The following is a 16,835-nucleotide window of genomic DNA, read 5'->3' on the forward strand; positions in this document are numbered from 1 at the left end:
GCATGTTTTTTTGTTACTCACGATCATTTCACCTGAAAGTGTTGTTCACTCCAGGCTGCCATGTGATCAAGAATTGGTAAAAAACTATGACCAGCATCCGTTAGAGAATATTCAACACGAGGGGGAACTTCGCCAAAGACGTGCCGTTGAATCAACCCATCCGCTTCAAGCTCACGTAGCTGACGTGTCAATGTTCCCTTAGAGATACCTGTTAATTGTTGCAGTTCATGAAAACGATGTGTCCCGTGTGTCAGGTGCCACAGCAAGATGATCTTCCATTTGCCAGCGACCATCTGTTGGACCCGAGTGACTGGACAGGCAGTGCGTTGATTGGTCGTTGTATCGAATACAGCCACATTCATCCTCTCCCATTGGTTCGTTTTGAGGGACCTAGTTTCAGATAAGTGCCTACTTTTTTTAGTGTATCACCTAGCGTATCATGAAGAACAACATCAAACTTCAAAGGAGTGGTTTCATCATGAAATGGTTAATTACTGGAGCAACCGGAAAATTAGGCGCGCGGATCGTGCAGCACCTCAGTGAACAAGTCGGCAACGAACATGTAGCGGTTAGTGTCCGCGATGTCGAAAAAGCAACAGCGCTTGCAGCACAAGGAATCGATGTCCGATACGGAGACTTTGATCAGCCCGAAACACTCGGACAAGCGTTTCAAGGAATCGATCGATTGTTGATCATTTCGACGGACGGTGAAGAGGCGACTCGGATCCGGCAACACCAAGCCGCTGTCACGGCAGCAAAAGAGGCAGGCGTCAAGCTGATCGGCTATACGAGTATCGCCAATGCAGCACACAGTACAAACGGACTTGCTCGAACGCATCGTGTCACAGAGGAAGCGATTCAAGCGACAGGTATCCCGTATGTCTTTTTCCGTAACAACTGGTATCTCGAAAATGAACTCGGAACGATTGACGCCGTCGCGCAAGGCGCAGACTGGTTAACGGCAGCAGGCGAAGGGAAAGTCGGATGGGCGTTACAAGATGAGTATGCGCTAGCAATTGCGACGGGACTGACGCTTGAGCATCCAAACCCTATCTATGAACTATCGGGTCCGTTGCATACACAAGCAGAACTCGCGACTGCAGTCGGAACAGTGCTTAACCGATCGGTCGCTTTAGATGAAGTAGATGGCACGACCTATAGTGAGCGGATGCAAGCAGCTGGCTTACCTGACTTCTTGATTCCAATGCTGACTGGTATCCAGGCAGATATCGCAGCAGGGACTCTGGCAGTAGAAAGTACTGATTTTGAAGCATTACTTGGTCGTCCCGTGACGACACTTGAAGAGGGAGTTCGCCTTCTTTTGAAAAAATAAGTTCATCTGAACGTTTTCAGGGTGAGTGAGTTGGGTAAACCCCCTTTAGAAGCAATTAAAGGAGGAGTCCTACCATGAAACTGTCATCCTATCGTGTTAAGGAAGGCGAGCAAGTCTCGTTTTCGAATTACCCGACATCAGAAGAACATAAAATTTCGGAAGCAGAATTGCGAGAGAAACGGATTCCAAAAAGTGTTGAGACGTTACAAGAGTTACATTGGCGTTTGCATGCCGAAGAGAAAAATGGCGTCCTCGTCATCCTGCAAGCGATTGATGCAGCAGGGAAGGATGAGGCGATCAGCTATATCTTTTCTAACTTGAACGCACAAGGACTCCGAACGATTTCCGTCAAAAAACCGTCGGATACGGAGCAAAAACATGACTACCTATGGCGAATCCACGAAGGACTACCGGAAAAAGGGGAAGTCGGCATCTTAAATCGCTCCTATTATGAGGAAGTCATTGCACCACGAATCCATGATTTGCTCGAGGAGGAAGAAAAGCCGGATGACGGAGATGTGTGGCAGATGCGCTACCGTCAAATCAATGACTTTGAACGCTATCTCGTCGAGAACGGCTTCCGGGTCGTCAAGTTTTTGTTTCATGTCTCAAAGGAGGAGCAACGGCAACGGCTGTTGACTCGTCTGAAAGATCCAACGAAAAACTTCGAATTCTCGTTTAATGACATTGAGGAACGCAAGCACTGGGACGAATACCATGAGATTTTTGCTGAGCTTGTCTCAGCGACATCGACATCGTATGCACCGTGGTATATCTTACCGGCAGATGACGAATGGTATTCCCGCTATATCGTCACTGAAGTCATGAATGACGTCCTGAAGGAAATTGATCCGCAATATCCGAAGTTGTCGGAAGAGGATCAGGAACAGCTGGATGAAGCGATTAAACGACTGGAAGAAGAAGCATAAAATATTTAAACACATCAAAAGCGATTGTTCTCTTGCTGAGAACAATCGCTTTTTTGATACACTTGGAGTTGTATGAAATTGTATTTACTCATCATGATTTCTAAACTTCTGAACATCTCAGGACAAATGTCCTGTTCAAATCAGAAAGACTCTCGTTAAATGAGAGTATCATGGAACGAGAGAGGAGTATGTACATGCGTGGTGTCTTATTTGCGATTGCTGGTGGCTTTTTCTTAACGCTTCAAAGTGTTGCCAATGCCCGGATTAGTCAAACGATCGGGACGTGGCAAGCGGCAACGATCACCCAAATGACCGGGTTCATCGTTGCGATCCTCTTAGCGATCGTCTTACGGGATCGCAGTTTTTCAGCGATGCGACGTGTCAAACCGCTTTATCTGGCAGGAGGTGCCTTTGCAGCGATCATATTATTCAGCAACATGACGGCTGTCCACCGGATGGGCGTGACCTTGACGATTTCGCTCTTTTTATTGGCGCAATTAGCGCTTGCACTCTGGATTGACGGAAGAGGCTGGTTTGGTGTCATGAAACGTCGACTGCGGGGACCGCAGATCATCGGCATCTTGATGATGATTGCGGGGATCTTCATCTTAAAAAGCTAAGGAGGAGAAAGCGTGACGAACATTGTAACCTATTTGGAACGGTATCAGTTAACGCATGTCTTTGATGCATCGTTACGCAAAGCGATGCACATCCAGACGTTCGCACCGGGAGAGACCTTATGTCGGCAAGGCGATGTTGCGCATGAACTGTACCTGCTCGTCGAAGGCAAATTGAAAATCACGCATATGTCGGCAACGGGGAAACGTCTCGTGTTGTCCTTCAAGCATCCGTTTGATCTCGTCGGCGATATTGAGTTCGTCCGAAAGATTGATTTGATGAACACGGTCGAGGCAGTGACACCAGTGACCGTCTTACGGATCGCTTATCCGGATTTAGAAGAGGCACGTGTACATCATTCTGCCTTTTTATTATTTTTACTCGAGACAATCACGAAAAAGTTTGAATTAAAATCGCATACGCTCAGCTTCAATCTGTTGTACCCGGTTGAAGTTCGGCTAGCCAGTTATTTGCTGTCGATGACACCTGATACGGATGCTTTTGCGAGTAAGGAACTGGTCGATGCGGCAGATTTGATCGGGACGAGCTACCGTCATGTCAACCGTGTCTTACGTCAGTTCGTCGACGATGGGTTGATTCGCAGAACGCAGCATACGATTGAGATCATTGATCGAGACGGATTGATGGAGCGCGTCGGAGAAAGCATTTACGAATGAAAGAGGTGCAACATGGTTACGGGAATCATCCTTGCCCTTTGTGGGGGCATGCTCGTTTGTATTCAAAATACGTTTAACGCAAAAGTCAAAGAACATGTCGGTGCTTGGGCGACGACGACGCTAGTCCTTGGACTCGGGTTCCTCGCTTCACTGACGATTGGTTTGATCGTCGAAGGGTCACAATTGTTTGCACTCGAACAGGCACAAACCTGGTTTTGGTTCAGCGGAATCATTGGTGTCGGTGTCGTCCTCTGTGTGACGCAAGGCGTTCAACAACTCGGGCCAAGTCGTGCCATTTCGATCGTCATGGTATCGCAAATCCTGTTTGCCTTGCTGTGGGACACGCTCGGCTGGTTTGGTTTACAGACCGTTCCGTTTACGTGGACGAAAGCACTTGGTGTCCTATTGATTGGTGGCGGCGTTCTGTTATTTCAACTGGGCGGGAAAACAACGACTGCACAACGCTTACGAAAAGGAGCTTGAATATGTTTTACACGACAGTATTATTCGATATTGACCATACACTACTTGATTTTGAATCGACGGAACGGATTGCCTTTCGCCATCTGCTCGAGCAACAAGATCTAACGTGGACGATTGAGCGAGAAGCGCGCTACAAGGAAATCAATCACGCGCTCTGGAGAGCACTCGAACGGGGTGAAGTGACACGGGAGGAAGTCATTCACTCGCGATTCGTGACGTTCTTTGCGGAAGAAGGACGAGAAGTCAACGGACGAGAAGTTGACGAAACGTATCGCGGATACCTCGCGCAAGGGACGGAATTGATTCCGGGTGCGACTGCCCTGTTAGAGCAACTAGAAGGGAACGTCGAGATGTACGTCGTCACGAACGGGATTTCAAAGACGCAACGCGCGCGACTTGATGGCGCCGGATTAACGGACTTCTTTAAAGCGATTTTCGTTTCAGAAGAGACAGGTTTTCAAAAGCCGATGGCAGGATTTTTCGATCATGTGTTTGCGCGGATTCCACAATTCGACCCGGCGCGAACGATCATTATCGGAGATTCCTTGTCAGCTGATATTGCAGGTGGCAATCAAGCTGGTATCGCAACATGTTGGTTTAATCCAGAAGGAAAGCCGGCAACGGATATCAAGCCCACGTTTACGATTACCTCTTTAGCCGAACTACCTGCAGTGCTTGAAAACGCAGCAGTCCTTCAACAATGAATCAAATCAGCCGATAAGAAAGAGAAGGAAAGGGGGCGATCACCGTGCAACGATGTGATCAACAGACGCTGGAGGCAACTCCCGTCTAATTAAAAGGGGAAATGAACATGATTCAACTCGTACCGGTAACAGCAAAAAATTGGGAAGCTTGTTGTGAGCTGACGCTGACAGCAGAACAGCAGGACTTCATGGAAGCGAATGTCTATTCGATCGCGCAAGCGAAGTTCGAACCATGCCTTGTCCTTCGGGCGATTATGATGGACGATACGGTTGTTGGTTTTGTGATGTACAACACGGAACTAGAAGAACTCGACGGTTACTGGATATACCGCATCATGATTGATCAGGCGCAGCAAGGGAACGGGATCGGGCGATTAGCGATGCAAGCCCTGATTGAAGAGATGCGAATGTTACCCGCAGCAAAACGAATCGTCGTCGGCTATCGACCAGATAATCAGGCGGCACACCGTCTGTATGCGAGTCTCGGCTTCATCGACCACGGGGATCGATTCGGTCGGGAAATGGCAGTACGATTAGAAGTATAAAACTTGATGAACCGTCGATTAAACAGGAGACTCCTGACATGCTGTCGAACTAGAATCAGCATGTGAGCAACAAAGGAGTCTGATGAGATGAAAGTACGTCAAATGACAGCGGACGATTACGAAGAAGTCGTCCGGATTTACGAACAAGGGATAAAGACGGAGAACGCGACGTTTCGCACGGAAGCATTACCGTACGAAGAATGGACGGGACATCACCATGAACACAGTCGTCTCGTTGCGATCGAAGGCGAGCAACTGCTCGGTTGGGTCGCATTAAGTCCATTTTCTTCGATTCCAGCATACGCTGGTGTCGCTGAAATCAGTCTTTATATCGCGGAAGAAGCACGTGGTAAAGGTGTCGGCACACGCTTGATGGAAGACGTCATTAAAGCAAGTGAAGCAGCAGGCATCTGGACCCTGCAATCGCAAGTTTTTCCGGAAAATCATGCGAGTCTGCGCCTTCATGAACGTTTTAATTTTCGCGAAGTTGGTCGCAGGGAGCGAATTGGTCGGCTCGGAGGCAGATGGCGCGATACGGTATTGCTCGAGCGACGCAGCCCATATCTCTAAAATTCGGCAAGTGGACGCAATGTTCCCTTGCCTTCTTTGTGTTGAAAGCAAGGGATAACGGGAAAAGACAGATAGCAGAAGAAGGGGGAGGGATCACGATGGATGATTTTTTTGGTGAAGGACTTGAGACCAATCAGCAAAAACGGAAACGTAAACTGGAGGAAATTTTTGATCAGTCATTTGAATCGGAGCGACGGGATTTCAATCAATCGTTGGAGCAGGACGTGACGGTTGCCCTGATCGGAGACGTCAATGCGGGAAAATCCTCGACCTTGAACGCGATTCTTGGTCGTGAAGTGGCAACGGTCGGAGCACGCCCAGGTGAAACGGTCCGGATCGATCAAGTAAGGCAGCACCCGGAAGATAAAGTCATCTTCGTCGATACACCAGGATTGAATGATGCCAATACACAGAACTCGGAAGCGACGTGGACGTACTATCAAAGTGCCGATGTCATCCTTTACTTTTTAAATGCGGCAGGTACTGTTTTATCTGAGACGGAGACGAAGAATTTCCGTAAGATCTATCAACATAACCAAAATGTCTTGATCGTCGTCACGAAGATGGATGCGACGGATGATGTCGACACGATCGTCCAGCATATTGCAGAAAAACTACCAGGACCAAAAATCATTCCCGTATCAGCACGAGAAGGAACGAACATCGATTGGCTCCGCCGGGAGGTCCTCGATATCTTAAAAAAGTTCGACAAGGATAATGTGTTCGTTCGCCAGATGGATCCGACCGTTCGTGGGAAGATCGCCAACAACTGGATCGTGGGTGCCGGAACAGCTGCTGGTGCAATCGGTGCCGTCCCGTTTCCAGGAGCTGATATCATTCCGTTGACTTCAATTCAAATCGGCTTGATGCTCAAGTTATCAAATCTGTACGAACGGCAGTTATCCAAAGAGAGTGCGAAGGAGTTGCTTGTCGTGACAATCGTCGGAAACTCCGGAAAGACTGCTTTTCGGCAAATGGCGAAGCTAGTTCCGGGATATGGTGCCGTCATTGCCGCGGGAGTCGCTTCGACCGCCACCCTTGCACTCGGATACGGAACGAAATATGTCTATGAGAATAAGCTCGAATTAACACCGGAACAACTAATGGGGTTCGTCAAACGATTCCGAAAGAAGGCGGAGGAGTCGTCAGAAGAGACAAACGAGTAATCTCCTTGCTATTCCATACAGCAATGAAGGGGGAGAACATATGACACGACTACTCGAAGAAATCAAACAATATCAATCGAAATTCCGACAAAAGGCACCTGCTGAGAAACAACGGTTGATGGCGGAAGCGACAGCTGAACTGGCTGCTTCTGGAGTCGTACAAGGTCTAGGTGTCGTTGACACAATCCCACACTTTACATTACCCATTGTATCTGGAGAACCAGTCGCAATCGAGACATTACTCGAGCAAGGTCCTGTCATCTTGACGTTCTACCGGGGTGGCTGGTGTCCGTACTGCAATCTCGAGCTTCGCGCTTACGAACGGGAGATCGAACGGATTCGCGCACTTGGTGCAATCGTTGTTGCAATCAGTCCGGAGACGCCTGATTTTGCTGAACAAACAGCGGATAAGAATGGCTTGAGTTTCCCTGTCTTAAGTGACGTTGATTTACATGTATCCCGTCAATTCGACCTCGTGTTTGACTTACCGGATTATTTGATTGAGATTTACAAGGCATCAGGACTCGATGTTGCGAAGCATAACGGAAATGATGACTGGCAACTTCCTAAACCGGCAACGTTCATTATTGAGACAAGTGGTGTGATTCGTTTCGTAGAAGTGCCATCGGATTATACGAAACGCGTTGATCCAGAGCAGATCATCCCAAAACTTGAACAGAATTAAAAGCATGAAGATTAATTCAAACGGTCTAGCTTCTCTCTACTTGTTGGGAGAAGTCAGACCGTTTGAAGTTTACCTTTATTTTGTATCAAGCAGTACTTGTCTCAACCATTCTTGAAACTTGAGATCAGTCTGTTGCCAGTCCATTGCCCGTGCAAAATGATGAGCGGAGGTACGAATGGCTTCGTACTCCTCTGGATCTCGGAAACAAGCTCGCATTTCGGCAGCGAGTGCACCAGGTGTTTTGTTTTTAGCCATGTAGCCTGTCATGCCATACTGAACGGCGTCTCGGACACCAGGAGCATCATATACGATGGACGGTGTTCCGACAGCTGCCGCTTCAATTATAGGAAAACCCACGCCTTCGCGTATAGAAGGGAAGAGGAGAGCGGTGGCACGACTCATCATGCTGCGCGTTTCTGTTTCAGTGATTGAATCGTAGTATGTGATAGCATCCTTCACTTCTTTAGGAAGGGGAAGTGTAAGGTATTGCAAAAGATGAGAGCTGTTACGAATACCAATAAGCCAGAGGCGTGTCTCAGGAAACTCACGTTGGACCATAAGGAATGCCCCAATCGTATCTTGAAGTTCTTTTTCGTTCAGACGGTTGATATATAGAAAGGTTGGAACATGTTCTTTTAACTCCCATTCCTGTTCAGACCACGGGGAAAAGGAAAGTCCTGGCGGCAACATCGTGATATGACTGTTAGTAAAACCAGCACTTTGTAGTTCATCTACAACAGAGGGGCTGATAGTCAAGGCATGACTATCTTTATACCAGCTTAACCGTCGAGTCTCTGTCCATTCGCCAAGCTTTGAAAAAGGAAACACAAGCGTCGTCGACCAACGTTCACGAATCAATTGATAAAGAAATAAAGTTCGTTTATGACGTGGAACATAAAATGGTCTGAAGAAATGAAACCCATTCAAATGATCCAGAACTAAATCAATCGTTTTAGCATAAGACCAGTAATAATAAAGTGCATATGGAATAAGAGAAGCTGTCGTACCATAACGGAGGTAAGTGATACCATCTCGATACTCCGTCGGTGATCCGCCCTTGAATGAGACAGACAAATGGGTAACTCGGTAGGTAGTACTGACACGCCGCAACATTTCATGAATAAAAGTTTCAGCTTCTCCGGCTTGTGGATGTCGAGCATCACGCCAAGATAAAAAAAGTAGATGAGGTTTCATGTCGTACCTCCTTTGCGTAGAAAAAATTGGATCCGAAAGATCGGTTCTGCTACTAATCTTCTCTACAGTAGAAGGATATTCCTAGAAAATCCTTCAAATCAAATGACTTCTGTTTCATCTATGATGTCCTGAAGCGTTACGTATAAAAGCTTTTGGGTAAAGAACAATAACGAAACAGGTAGGAGGAAAACGCATGAAATGGAAGGGAAGAGAACGGAGTTCGAACGTCGAGGACCGGCGGGGAATGGGTGGGAAAGGAATCGCCGGTATCGGCGGTGGTGTCGGGATCATCCTGCTGATCGTCATCACTTTGATGGGTGGTAATCCAACTGAACTACTCGGAGACTTAACCGGTGGGGATCAGCAAAATACGACGTATGAGGAAACAGCGCAGGAAAAAGAAGCAGCGGACTTCGTCTCCGTCGTCTTGGCCGATACGGAACGAGTCTGGACGAAAGAATTTAAAGAAGATGGTAAGACCTATAAAAAACCGACACTCGTCTTATATACGGATCAAGTTAGTTCGGCTTGCGGACAAGCAGGGAAGTCCGTCGGTCCCTTTTACTGTCCCGGTGATCAGAAATTATACATTGATTTAAGCTTTTATGATGAACTGCAGACGAAATACGGAGCACCGGGCGATTTTGCGATGGCGTATGTCATTGCGCATGAAGTCGGGCATCATGTCCAGACGTTACTCGGAAAATCGGATGAGATCATGCCACTTCGAAAGCAAATGAGTGAGGAGAAGTTCAATAAATACCTCGTTCGATTCGAGCTACAGGCAGATTATTATGCCGGCGTCTGGGCGCATCACGCGCAAGGAGAAAACTTGCTCGAAGAAGGCGATCTTGAAGAAGCGTTGACAGCAGCCAATGCTGTTGGGGACGATACGTTACAAGAGAAAGGACAAGGATATGTCGTACCGGAAAGTTTCACTCACGGCACATCGGCGCAACGAGAGCGTTGGTTCCAAAAAGGCTTTGATAACGGCACGATCGAAGGTGGAGACACATTCAAAGCGAAGAATCTATAAAACGAAGTAAAGACATACCTTTTGAAACATTTTCCAGTCGTTTCCGTAAAGAAGAGAGAAGGATTCAAAGGGGAGTGTCGAAGTTGAAGCACATCAGTCTATTTTTGTTGCTGTATACGGCTGTCGTCGTATTGACGTACATCGTGTCACGATTTGCGCCAAACTTGTTGGTCTACATGGTCTATATCGCGATTGCGTCGTTACTCGTCATCACGGGCTACTTGCTGAAGCGACTCGTAATCAAACGTTAGAAATCAAAAAAACTGTGTTCTTAGACTGACCTAGCAATATGAGACACATATAAAACACCTTGATTAGGCTGCCTGTACACCGTATTTTTTCGGTGTCAGGTAGCCTAATTTTTCTTGGATTCGTTCTTCGTTATAGTAATTTAAGTAATTAGTAACGCGTTCAGAGACCTCATGGTCTCTTAGTGAATTAAATTTGACGTACTGGAATTCCTCGGACTTTAAATTAGAGTGGAACGATTCGATAACTGCGTTGTCCCAACAGTTTCCTCTACGAGACATGCTGCTTGTTAGGTGATTCCTTTTAACGAATTCTTGAAAGGCGTATGACGTATAGACACTTCCTTGGTCCGAATGAAGGATGACCCCTTCGGGATAGTTTCGATTCTCAAGCGCTATCTTCAACGTATCAATCACAAGAGACGTTTGTTGATGCTCGTATAACTTGTATGCGACGATTTCGTTATTAAAAAGATCCATGATGGTGGAAAGATATTTCGTCGTGCTGCCGTATTGGATATAGGTGATATCCGTCACCCACTTTTGATTCGGTTTACTTGCTGTGAAATCGCGCTTGATGAGATCCGGTACCGTTATGATGCGCTCACCTTGAGACTTCCATCTTCGCTTCGGCTTGATCCGACATTGGAGATGGTGTTTTTGCATGATTTTCTGTACGGTATTCCGATTGGCTTTTAACTGATAGATTTGCTGTAATAATGCCTTTATTTTTCGATGTCCATTCCGATACTTCGTCTGTTTACTTAGTTCAATGACGGTTTTTTCGAGCACCGAAGGTGCTTTCACAGATTCCTTAATCCAACGGTAATAGCTTGCTCTTGGTACATTCAAAGCGCTAAGAATGGCGGTGATTGTATACTTTCTCCGAAGAAACTCTACAATTTTTAAGACTACTTCTTTCTCAACTCTCTTTCGATTTCCATGTACTTTTTTAAGATTTCATTTTCCATCTTCAGATGTGACATTTGTCGTTCTCTCTTGTCATCCTCACTCGCAGAATCTGGACCATGTCCATAGGTATATTGTTTACCGATTGGCTGATCAAATCGATAATGTTCGTTAGAGCGATACCATCTCATCCATGTTTTGATTTGAGATTCATTTTTGATTCCGTACTTCTCCATGATTTCTCTCGTCGTTAACTTACCACTCAGCTTATCTTTGACTACTGCCCATTTCACTTCACTTGAATATACGTTTTTGCCCATGCAAAAACACCTCCGATGTTAGTACTTTTTAAAAGTGTACCACTCCGAAGGTGTTTTATATTGTCTCAAAATTTTAGGTTAGCCCATTCTGCTTAAAAGCGGGACACAGTTTTTTGCTGATATGAACTTACCTTATGAACGGAACATCGTCGGATCATCTGGAACGTTCTCCAGGTAAGCGATCCGTCCGTTTTCATCGAGACGTGCGATATCTTTTCCGTCTTGCGTGAAGACACTACCGTCTGCCCGTTTTCCGCAAACTGCCCAGCGTGTTTCATACGTTCCTGGTGTTGTTTCTTCCCAGCCCGCATACATGTGCTTAATGTCTTGATTCGCTGTAAACACATGACGGACGAACTGTTTCCAGGCGTCGATGCCATGCTTTGGTTGTCCGTTCAGAACGAACGTGATGTCTGTCGTGAATAAGGAAACGAGATCCTCAAAAGCTTGTGCGTCCGTGCGTGACGCGTCGAATAAGTCAAAATAACGATTCAATACCATAGTAAAAACCTCTTTCTGTTCATTAAAGTGTCATCATCCGGTCTGTGATTAACGCATGCAACCGTTCTAAATGTTTCGGTGGACAGGAGGCATCGATTGCTTGACGGATCGATCCGATCGATTCGCGCTTTAAAGTCGATTGCCACGCCTCTTCCGCCTCTGTCATCAGATTCGAGAGTAGACCGATTTCCTGTTCCTGAATTCCCATCAAATCCTCGAAGACACCGCTTGACGCATACAACGTCTGCTTGCCTTCGATTGCTTGATAAACGTCAAAGATTTGAATTTCGTCTGCCGGACGCCGTAAGCGAAAGCCCCCTTTGACGCCCGGTACGGAATACAACAGATCCGCCTGAACGAGTTTTCGTAAGAGTTTTTGAAAATAGGTTGGCGAGGCACCGAGTTGCTGGCTGATGAATTCACCGGACAACACAGCGCGATCCGGAAGAAAGGTCAAGAGCAACATCGCGTAGACGGATTGCTCGACCCCGGTTTTCATTTGCATGAGAAGTCTCCTTTCGTCAAACGTGGATAATATTTATCCATAATAGTTTCATTCGAAAGGATTGTCGAGTTTTATGCTCTCACAAAACCGTCACACCTTTTCGACAGCATCTGCATGGCATCCCCGTTCCAGATTCGATATACTAAATGTACGATATGTGAAAATATTCACTAAAAGTCGTTCACACTTTGTGAAAGGACGTTTGTATATGAATCCATTAAAAGGAATCGTCGAGATTCCACGCAGTATTCTCATTCAATTCATCATTGCAGCTTTCCTGATGGGGGTTGCGGTCGTCGGTCAATCGTTTGGTATCGTGTTGACGGTCGATCGGATTTTCTTGAAAGAACAACCGTTTGAAGCCGTCATTCCGTTACTACTTGTCGTCCTCGGGATGCTGTTGCTCCGGGTCGCCGTGACGTATTGGAACGGTCGTCTCGGTACGACGTTATCGGCACACATGAAGCAGGCGCTTCGGGAAGCGCTCGTTGCGAAATACACGGGTCGTTCGGTCGAGATGATGCTACAAGGGCAAGCGGGACAGAAGGTCAGTGTCTTGCTCGACGCTGTAGACGAGATGGACAGCTACTACAGTCAGTACTTGCCGAAAGTAGTCCAGACGACGATTGTTCCCTTGATGGTCTTGATCGCGGCATTCAGCTATGACTGGATCACCGGTCTCGTCATGATGATTACGGCACCGTTCATTCCGTTGTTCTACATCATCATCGGCATCATGACGCAAAAGCGGGCCGATGCTCAACTCGAGAAGATGACGGCATTCTCGGGAACGTTCCTTGATACGTTGCAAGGACTGACGACCTTGAAGTTATTTGGTCGTGCGAAACGACAACGTGATGTCATCGAAAAAAGCAGTCTTGATTTCCGTGATGCGACGTTAACGGTTTTGAAGCTCGCCTTCTTATCGTCGCTGATGCTTGAGTTCATATCGATGCTCAGCATGGGAATGATTGCACTTGAAGTCAGTCTGCGCTTGATTTTGTTCCAAAGCATTACCTTCATCCCGGCGTTCTTGATGCTCGTGTTGGCACCAGAATACTATCTTGCCTTAAAAGAGATGGGAGCTGCCTTCCATACGGGACGCGGTAGTGTCGCGGCAGCGAAACAAATCGCAGCCGAACTAACAGCAGACGATCGTCCTGTTGCCTTCGGTCAATCAGAACTTTCGATGAACCGTCCACCACGAATCGTCTTGGATGAAGTTGATTTTACGTATCAAGAAGGACGCTTTGCCTTACAAGACGTGACACTTGCGATTGAACCGTATCAAAAGGTGGCGTTGATCGGTCGCAGTGGTGCCGGTAAGTCGACTGTCTTGCAGTTGATTGCCGGACTCGCGGATCCAAAAGAAGGACGGATTCTGCTTGACGGGATTAATCGCAGTCAGGTGGAGGAAGCGAGTTGGTTCCGTCAGTTGAGCTACATCTCGCAGCATCCGTATCTGTATGCCGGAACGCTGGCAGAAAACATTGCGATCGGTGAACTCCGTCAAGCAACGCCGGAAGAAATCTTTGAGGCGGCACAGGCAGCAGGACTCGAGGAGTTGATTGCGACGTTACCTGAAGGGATTGACACAGTAATTGGAGAAGGCGGACGTGGTCTATCAGGTGGCGAGAAACAGCGCGTTGCGTTGGCACGAGCGTTCTTGAAACGACCGAACGTCATCGTCTTTGATGAACCGACGACAGGACTCGACGTCAAAACGGAGCGACTGCTCCAACAAGCGATCGAACAGCTTGGACAAACAGCGACAGTCATCACTGTCGCACACCGCCTGCATACGATCGAGCGCTCAGATCAAATCGTCGTCCTCGACGGCGGACGAATCGTCGATTGTGGTACGCACGATGAACTGCTTGGACGTGATTCGGAGTATGCCCGGATGCGTAGCGTCCAGAGAGGGGAGGAAACACGATGAAGGAACTATTAGGAGTCTTTCGATTGATGGTGCATCAAAAACGCGATATCGCCTGGTCGATTTTCTTCGGTGTCCTCGCTGGAGTGACGGCGGTCGGGTTATTCGCAGCAAGTGGTTACCTGATTTCAAAGGCAGCCTTATTGCCACCGATTCAAACACTTGCCGTCCTGATTGCGCTACAAAAAATCTCGAGTCTGACACGTGCCGCCAGTCGATATGCGGAACGTTATTATTCGCACCGGGCGACGTTTACGATCCTCAGTGATATCCGGACGTCGTTCTACCGGAGACTCGAGCCGCTCGCGCCAGGAATTTTCGGCAAATACCGGAGTGGGGATTTACTTGCCCGGATCGTCGGGGACGTCGAGAGTCTGCAAAATACGTTTTTACGTGTTCTCTATCCACCGATTGTCTTGTTGCTTGTCTTCTTCTGTACGATCTTTTTCGTCAGTTTCTTCTCGTGGACGATTGCCGGGATTCTATTACTTGGTTTGATTCTGACCGGTTTCTTGATTCCAGGTTGGTTCGCGTACCGCGAACAACGTTTCGCACGTTCGGTTCGTGTCCGCCGTGGTGATCTTTCAACAGAAGTGACAGAGCTGTTCCAGGGCTATCGTGACTTAAAGATTTACCAGCAACTTGATCAAAAAGAACAGGACTTGAATGCCGTCGCGAAACGGTATGTCGAGGAAGAAAAACGTAATGGGCTACATGCCGTCTCGAACTTGGCCTTGAATACGATGGTGACGCTGATCATCTCTTGGCTCGTTCTTGGTGTCGGCGCCTATCTCGTCGCGAGTGGACAGCTCGAAGGGGTCTTCCTCGCTTTACTCGTCATGACATCGCTGACCGTTTTTGAAAACGCCGCACCGATGGCGATTTTACCGGGCTTTTTCGAAGATAGCCGGCATGCTGCGAAACGACTTGATGAAGTCGTGACCGAGCAAGAAGAGCCAACTTATGACACGTTTGTTCTCGATCAGGCACCATCCTTTGAAACGAACGCGTTGACGTTCACTTTCCCTGATGCACCGCGTCCGGTCTTACGTGACGTCACCGTCTCAATTCCTGCCGGCAAGAAGACGGCGATCGTCGGGGCGAGTGGTTCCGGGAAATCCACGTTACTTCAATTGATGTTACGGATGTATCCAGCGGACGGATTAACAATTGCAGGTCAAGAGAGTCAGACGGTTGATCCGGAAGGACTGTGGCAACACGCAAATGTCGTGCTGCAACAGAATCATTACTTTTATGGAACGCTTCGCGATAATCTATTGCTTGCGAACGAAGCAGCAACGGACGAGGCGATGCGTCAAGCACTCGATGATGTTGGGTTAACGACGTTCGAATTAAACGATCGTGTATTTGAAAAAGGCGAGAACTTGTCTGGAGGAGAAAAACAACGCTTAGCGATTGCTCGTGTGCTTTTGCGGGAAGCGTCGCTTTACTTGCTTGACGAACCGACGTCTTCCGTTGATGCTTTGACGGAACAGATGATTCTCGATCGATTGTTGACACGAGCGGAGGACGCGACACTTGTCCTCGTCAGCCACCGGTTAGCGGGTCTTGAAGCGATGGATCAAATCATCGTCATGGATCAAGGTCACGTCATCGAAGTCGGAACATATACCGAATTGATGGCGCGACAAGGAGCGTTCTATGAATTAAAACAAATCGAACAGTCCGTGTTTGCTCCGATTGGATAAAGAGATAGGATTGGCGATGACCCAATGTGGTACATCGCTTTTTTAGTTTATAAGGGAGAACCGAAAAAGACATGACAGTCTACCTCTGAAATGGTAAAGTCTAGAAAAAGTGTGGAGGGATTTCATGCATATCGAACAATCATCCATCGTCGTCGATCAGACGACCGTTTCATATGATCATTTTCAAATGGGATCCAAACAGGTTTGCTTCTTGATTTCGGGAGCATCTTATTTGTACGATCATCCTTACTTCTACTACAGCCGGATGGCACTACTAGCTCGAGACATCGATGTCATCTGTATCCACTATGTGACAGAAGATTTATTTTCGATGTCAGACACTGAATCGAATACCTGCATGACACGTCGAGTCGACGCTGTCGTCTCTGAAGTGCTGGCGACACATACATACGAAAACGTTCAGTTCATCGCAAAGTCGTTAGGAACGATTCCGCTAGCGGCATTGCTTGCTAAGCCGAGTCTACAGACAGCACGCTTTGTCTTCTTAACACCCGTCCTGACTGAAGTGGCCGAACAAATCGCCAATTCGTCGCAAGGTGGACTCCTCGTCATCGGGACAGCCGATAAGTTTTATGATGAAGCGGCACTTGAAACGTGTCGCACCTCACAACTGACGATTGATATCATGGAAGGAGCGAATCACTCCTTGGATCAAGGATTCGAGGTCGATCAATCACTTGCGGTCCTAGGACGTGTCGTTCGTCAAATCGAAGCCAGTTTGTTCGAACCACTACCTAAGTAACAAA

General features: G+C 47.4%; 20 protein-coding genes. 15 read left to right on the plus strand and 5 right to left on the minus strand.

Annotated elements, in window-relative coordinates; all coding sequences use genetic code 11:
• Nucleotides 1-23: 23 nt before the first annotated feature.
• Complete coding sequence (locus MKY22_RS01090) at nt 24-356, minus strand: winged helix-turn-helix transcriptional regulator (RefSeq protein WP_369814222.1); 333 nt, start codon at nt 354-356, stop codon at nt 24-26.
• 122 nt (nt 357-478) lie between these two features.
• Between MKY22_RS01090 and MKY22_RS01095 the strand changes: the two genes are divergently transcribed.
• The 10 genes from MKY22_RS01095 to MKY22_RS01140 all read left to right on the plus strand — a co-directional run bounded on the left by MKY22_RS01095 (nt 479) and on the right by MKY22_RS01140 (nt 7,710).
• A complete protein-coding gene (locus tag MKY22_RS01095; RefSeq protein ID WP_341085922.1) occupies nt 479-1,333 on the plus strand; it encodes an SDR family oxidoreductase in 855 nt (284 codons plus the stop codon).
• Between the two features lie 74 nt (nt 1,334-1,407).
• Nucleotides 1,408-2,262 (plus strand): PPK2 family polyphosphate kinase, encoded by an 855-nt coding sequence (locus MKY22_RS01100; protein ID WP_341085925.1) that lies wholly within the window; start codon nt 1,408-1,410, stop codon nt 2,260-2,262.
• A gap of 194 nt (nt 2,263-2,456) precedes the next feature.
• On the plus strand, nt 2,457-2,882 hold the full coding sequence (locus tag MKY22_RS01105) for a DMT family transporter (RefSeq protein ID WP_214856320.1): 426 nt from the start codon (nt 2,457-2,459) through the stop codon (nt 2,880-2,882).
• Nucleotides 2,883-2,894: 12 nt separating this feature from the next.
• Complete coding sequence (locus tag MKY22_RS01110; protein WP_341085926.1) at nt 2,895-3,557, plus strand: Crp/Fnr family transcriptional regulator; 663 nt, start codon at nt 2,895-2,897, stop codon at nt 3,555-3,557.
• 12 nt (nt 3,558-3,569) lie between these two features.
• Entirely contained in the window at nt 3,570-4,040 is a 471-nt protein-coding gene (locus tag MKY22_RS01115) for a DMT family transporter (RefSeq protein ID WP_290748479.1), read from the plus strand.
• Nucleotides 4,041-4,042: 2 nt separating this feature from the next.
• A complete protein-coding gene (locus MKY22_RS01120; protein ID WP_341085930.1) occupies nt 4,043-4,744 on the plus strand; it encodes a YjjG family noncanonical pyrimidine nucleotidase in 702 nt (233 codons plus the stop codon).
• 107 nt (nt 4,745-4,851) lie between these two features.
• Nucleotides 4,852-5,289, plus strand: a complete 438-nt coding sequence (locus tag MKY22_RS01125) for a GNAT family N-acetyltransferase (protein WP_290776650.1) — start codon at nt 4,852-4,854, stop codon at nt 5,287-5,289.
• An 87-nt stretch (nt 5,290-5,376) separates the two neighbouring features.
• A complete protein-coding gene (locus MKY22_RS01130; protein ID WP_313351487.1) occupies nt 5,377-5,859 on the plus strand; it encodes a GNAT family N-acetyltransferase in 483 nt (160 codons plus the stop codon).
• Nucleotides 5,860-5,957: 98 nt separating this feature from the next.
• Nucleotides 5,958-7,025: a YcjF family protein gene (locus MKY22_RS01135; RefSeq protein WP_290776655.1), complete on the plus strand. Its 1,068-nt coding sequence runs from the start codon at nt 5,958-5,960 to the stop codon at nt 7,023-7,025.
• 40 nt (nt 7,026-7,065) lie between these two features.
• The gene (locus MKY22_RS01140; RefSeq protein ID WP_290776658.1) at nt 7,066-7,710 is read left to right on the plus strand and encodes a peroxiredoxin-like family protein; all 645 of its coding nucleotides are present in this window, start codon (nt 7,066-7,068) and stop codon (nt 7,708-7,710) included.
• A gap of 75 nt (nt 7,711-7,785) precedes the next feature.
• Here MKY22_RS01140 and MKY22_RS01145 read toward each other — a convergent pair whose 3' ends face one another.
• Complete coding sequence (locus MKY22_RS01145) at nt 7,786-8,904, minus strand: glycosyltransferase family 4 protein (protein ID WP_341085933.1); 1,119 nt, start codon at nt 8,902-8,904, stop codon at nt 7,786-7,788.
• Between the two features lie 193 nt (nt 8,905-9,097).
• On the opposite strand from MKY22_RS01145, the gene ypfJ reads away from it, so the two are divergent.
• Together ypfJ and MKY22_RS01155 are read left to right on the plus strand one after the other, a co-directional pair.
• Nucleotides 9,098-9,940 (plus strand): KPN_02809 family neutral zinc metallopeptidase, encoded by an 843-nt coding sequence (ypfJ, locus tag MKY22_RS01150; RefSeq protein ID WP_056064528.1) that lies wholly within the window; start codon nt 9,098-9,100, stop codon nt 9,938-9,940.
• Nucleotides 9,941-10,023: 83 nt separating this feature from the next.
• The gene (locus MKY22_RS01155) at nt 10,024-10,191 is read left to right on the plus strand and encodes a hypothetical protein (RefSeq protein ID WP_290776663.1); all 168 of its coding nucleotides are present in this window, start codon (nt 10,024-10,026) and stop codon (nt 10,189-10,191) included.
• A gap of 63 nt (nt 10,192-10,254) precedes the next feature.
• Here the strand turns inward: MKY22_RS01155 and MKY22_RS01160 are convergent.
• From MKY22_RS01160 to MKY22_RS01170, 3 genes are all read right to left on the minus strand, one after another.
• Nucleotides 10,255-11,417 (minus strand): IS3 family transposase gene (locus tag MKY22_RS01160; protein ID WP_341085934.1). Its coding sequence is split into 2 segments (ribosomal slippage): nt 10,255-11,141 and nt 11,141-11,417, totalling 1,164 coding nucleotides; the frame shifts between segments, so codons are not numbered across the junction.
• Nucleotides 11,418-11,549: 132 nt separating this feature from the next.
• Nucleotides 11,550-11,918: a nuclear transport factor 2 family protein gene (locus MKY22_RS01165; protein WP_029343141.1), complete on the minus strand. Its 369-nt coding sequence runs from the start codon at nt 11,916-11,918 to the stop codon at nt 11,550-11,552.
• Between the two features lie 22 nt (nt 11,919-11,940).
• Nucleotides 11,941-12,423, minus strand: a complete 483-nt coding sequence (locus MKY22_RS01170; protein WP_341085937.1) for an Rrf2 family transcriptional regulator — start codon at nt 12,421-12,423, stop codon at nt 11,941-11,943.
• A 208-nt stretch (nt 12,424-12,631) separates the two neighbouring features.
• Between MKY22_RS01170 and cydD the strand changes: the two genes are divergently transcribed.
• The 3 genes from cydD (at nt 12,632) to MKY22_RS01185 (ending at nt 16,831) form a co-directional block, all read left to right on the plus strand.
• Nucleotides 12,632-14,362 (plus strand): thiol reductant ABC exporter subunit CydD, encoded by a 1,731-nt coding sequence (cydD, locus tag MKY22_RS01175; RefSeq protein ID WP_341085938.1) that lies wholly within the window; start codon nt 12,632-12,634, stop codon nt 14,360-14,362.
• The gene (gene cydC, locus MKY22_RS01180; RefSeq protein WP_341085939.1) at nt 14,359-16,068 is read left to right on the plus strand and encodes a thiol reductant ABC exporter subunit CydC; all 1,710 of its coding nucleotides are present in this window, start codon (nt 14,359-14,361) and stop codon (nt 16,066-16,068) included. The genes cydD and cydC overlap by 4 nt, the downstream gene beginning before the upstream one ends.
• 124 nt (nt 16,069-16,192) lie before the next feature.
• Nucleotides 16,193-16,831, plus strand: coding sequence for a cyclase (locus tag MKY22_RS01185; protein WP_341085940.1), 639 nt, complete (start codon nt 16,193-16,195; stop codon nt 16,829-16,831).
• Nucleotides 16,832-16,835 lie beyond the last annotated feature (4 nt).

The organism is Exiguobacterium sp. FSL W8-0210 (assembly GCF_038006045.1).
Lineage (GTDB): Bacteria > Bacillota > Bacilli > Exiguobacteriales > Exiguobacteriaceae > Exiguobacterium_A.

What these genes read in the sequence shown, in the direction of transcription:
- MKY22_RS01185 (WP_341085940.1), top strand. Translation starts at nt 16,193, where the DNA reads ATGCATATCGAACAATCATCCATCGTCGTCGATCAGACGACCGTTTCA.
- MKY22_RS01100 (WP_341085925.1), top strand. Translation starts at nt 1,408, where the DNA reads ATGAAACTGTCATCCTATCGTGTTAAGGAAGGCGAGCAAGTCTCGTTT.
- MKY22_RS01125 (WP_290776650.1), top strand. Translation starts at nt 4,852, where the DNA reads ATGATTCAACTCGTACCGGTAACAGCAAAAAATTGGGAAGCTTGTTGT.
- MKY22_RS01170 (WP_341085937.1), bottom strand. Translation starts at nt 12,423, where the DNA reads ATGCAAATGAAAACCGGGGTCGAGCAATCCGTCTACGCGATGTTGCTC.
- MKY22_RS01145 (WP_341085933.1), bottom strand. Translation starts at nt 8,904, where the DNA reads ATGAAACCTCATCTACTTTTTTTATCTTGGCGTGATGCTCGACATCCA.
- MKY22_RS01130 (WP_313351487.1), top strand. Translation starts at nt 5,377, where the DNA reads ATGAAAGTACGTCAAATGACAGCGGACGATTACGAAGAAGTCGTCCGG.
- MKY22_RS01105 (WP_214856320.1), top strand. Translation starts at nt 2,457, where the DNA reads ATGCGTGGTGTCTTATTTGCGATTGCTGGTGGCTTTTTCTTAACGCTT.
- ypfJ (WP_056064528.1), top strand. Translation starts at nt 9,098, where the DNA reads ATGAAATGGAAGGGAAGAGAACGGAGTTCGAACGTCGAGGACCGGCGG.
- MKY22_RS01140 (WP_290776658.1), top strand. Translation starts at nt 7,066, where the DNA reads ATGACACGACTACTCGAAGAAATCAAACAATATCAATCGAAATTCCGA.
- cydC (WP_341085939.1), top strand. Translation starts at nt 14,359, where the DNA reads ATGAAGGAACTATTAGGAGTCTTTCGATTGATGGTGCATCAAAAACGC.
- MKY22_RS01135 (WP_290776655.1), top strand. Translation starts at nt 5,958, where the DNA reads ATGGATGATTTTTTTGGTGAAGGACTTGAGACCAATCAGCAAAAACGG.
- MKY22_RS01115 (WP_290748479.1), top strand. Translation starts at nt 3,570, where the DNA reads ATGGTTACGGGAATCATCCTTGCCCTTTGTGGGGGCATGCTCGTTTGT.
- MKY22_RS01120 (WP_341085930.1), top strand. Translation starts at nt 4,043, where the DNA reads ATGTTTTACACGACAGTATTATTCGATATTGACCATACACTACTTGAT.
- MKY22_RS01165 (WP_029343141.1), bottom strand. Translation starts at nt 11,918, where the DNA reads ATGGTATTGAATCGTTATTTTGACTTATTCGACGCGTCACGCACGGAC.
- MKY22_RS01095 (WP_341085922.1), top strand. Translation starts at nt 479, where the DNA reads ATGAAATGGTTAATTACTGGAGCAACCGGAAAATTAGGCGCGCGGATC.
- cydD (WP_341085938.1), top strand. Translation starts at nt 12,632, where the DNA reads ATGAATCCATTAAAAGGAATCGTCGAGATTCCACGCAGTATTCTCATT.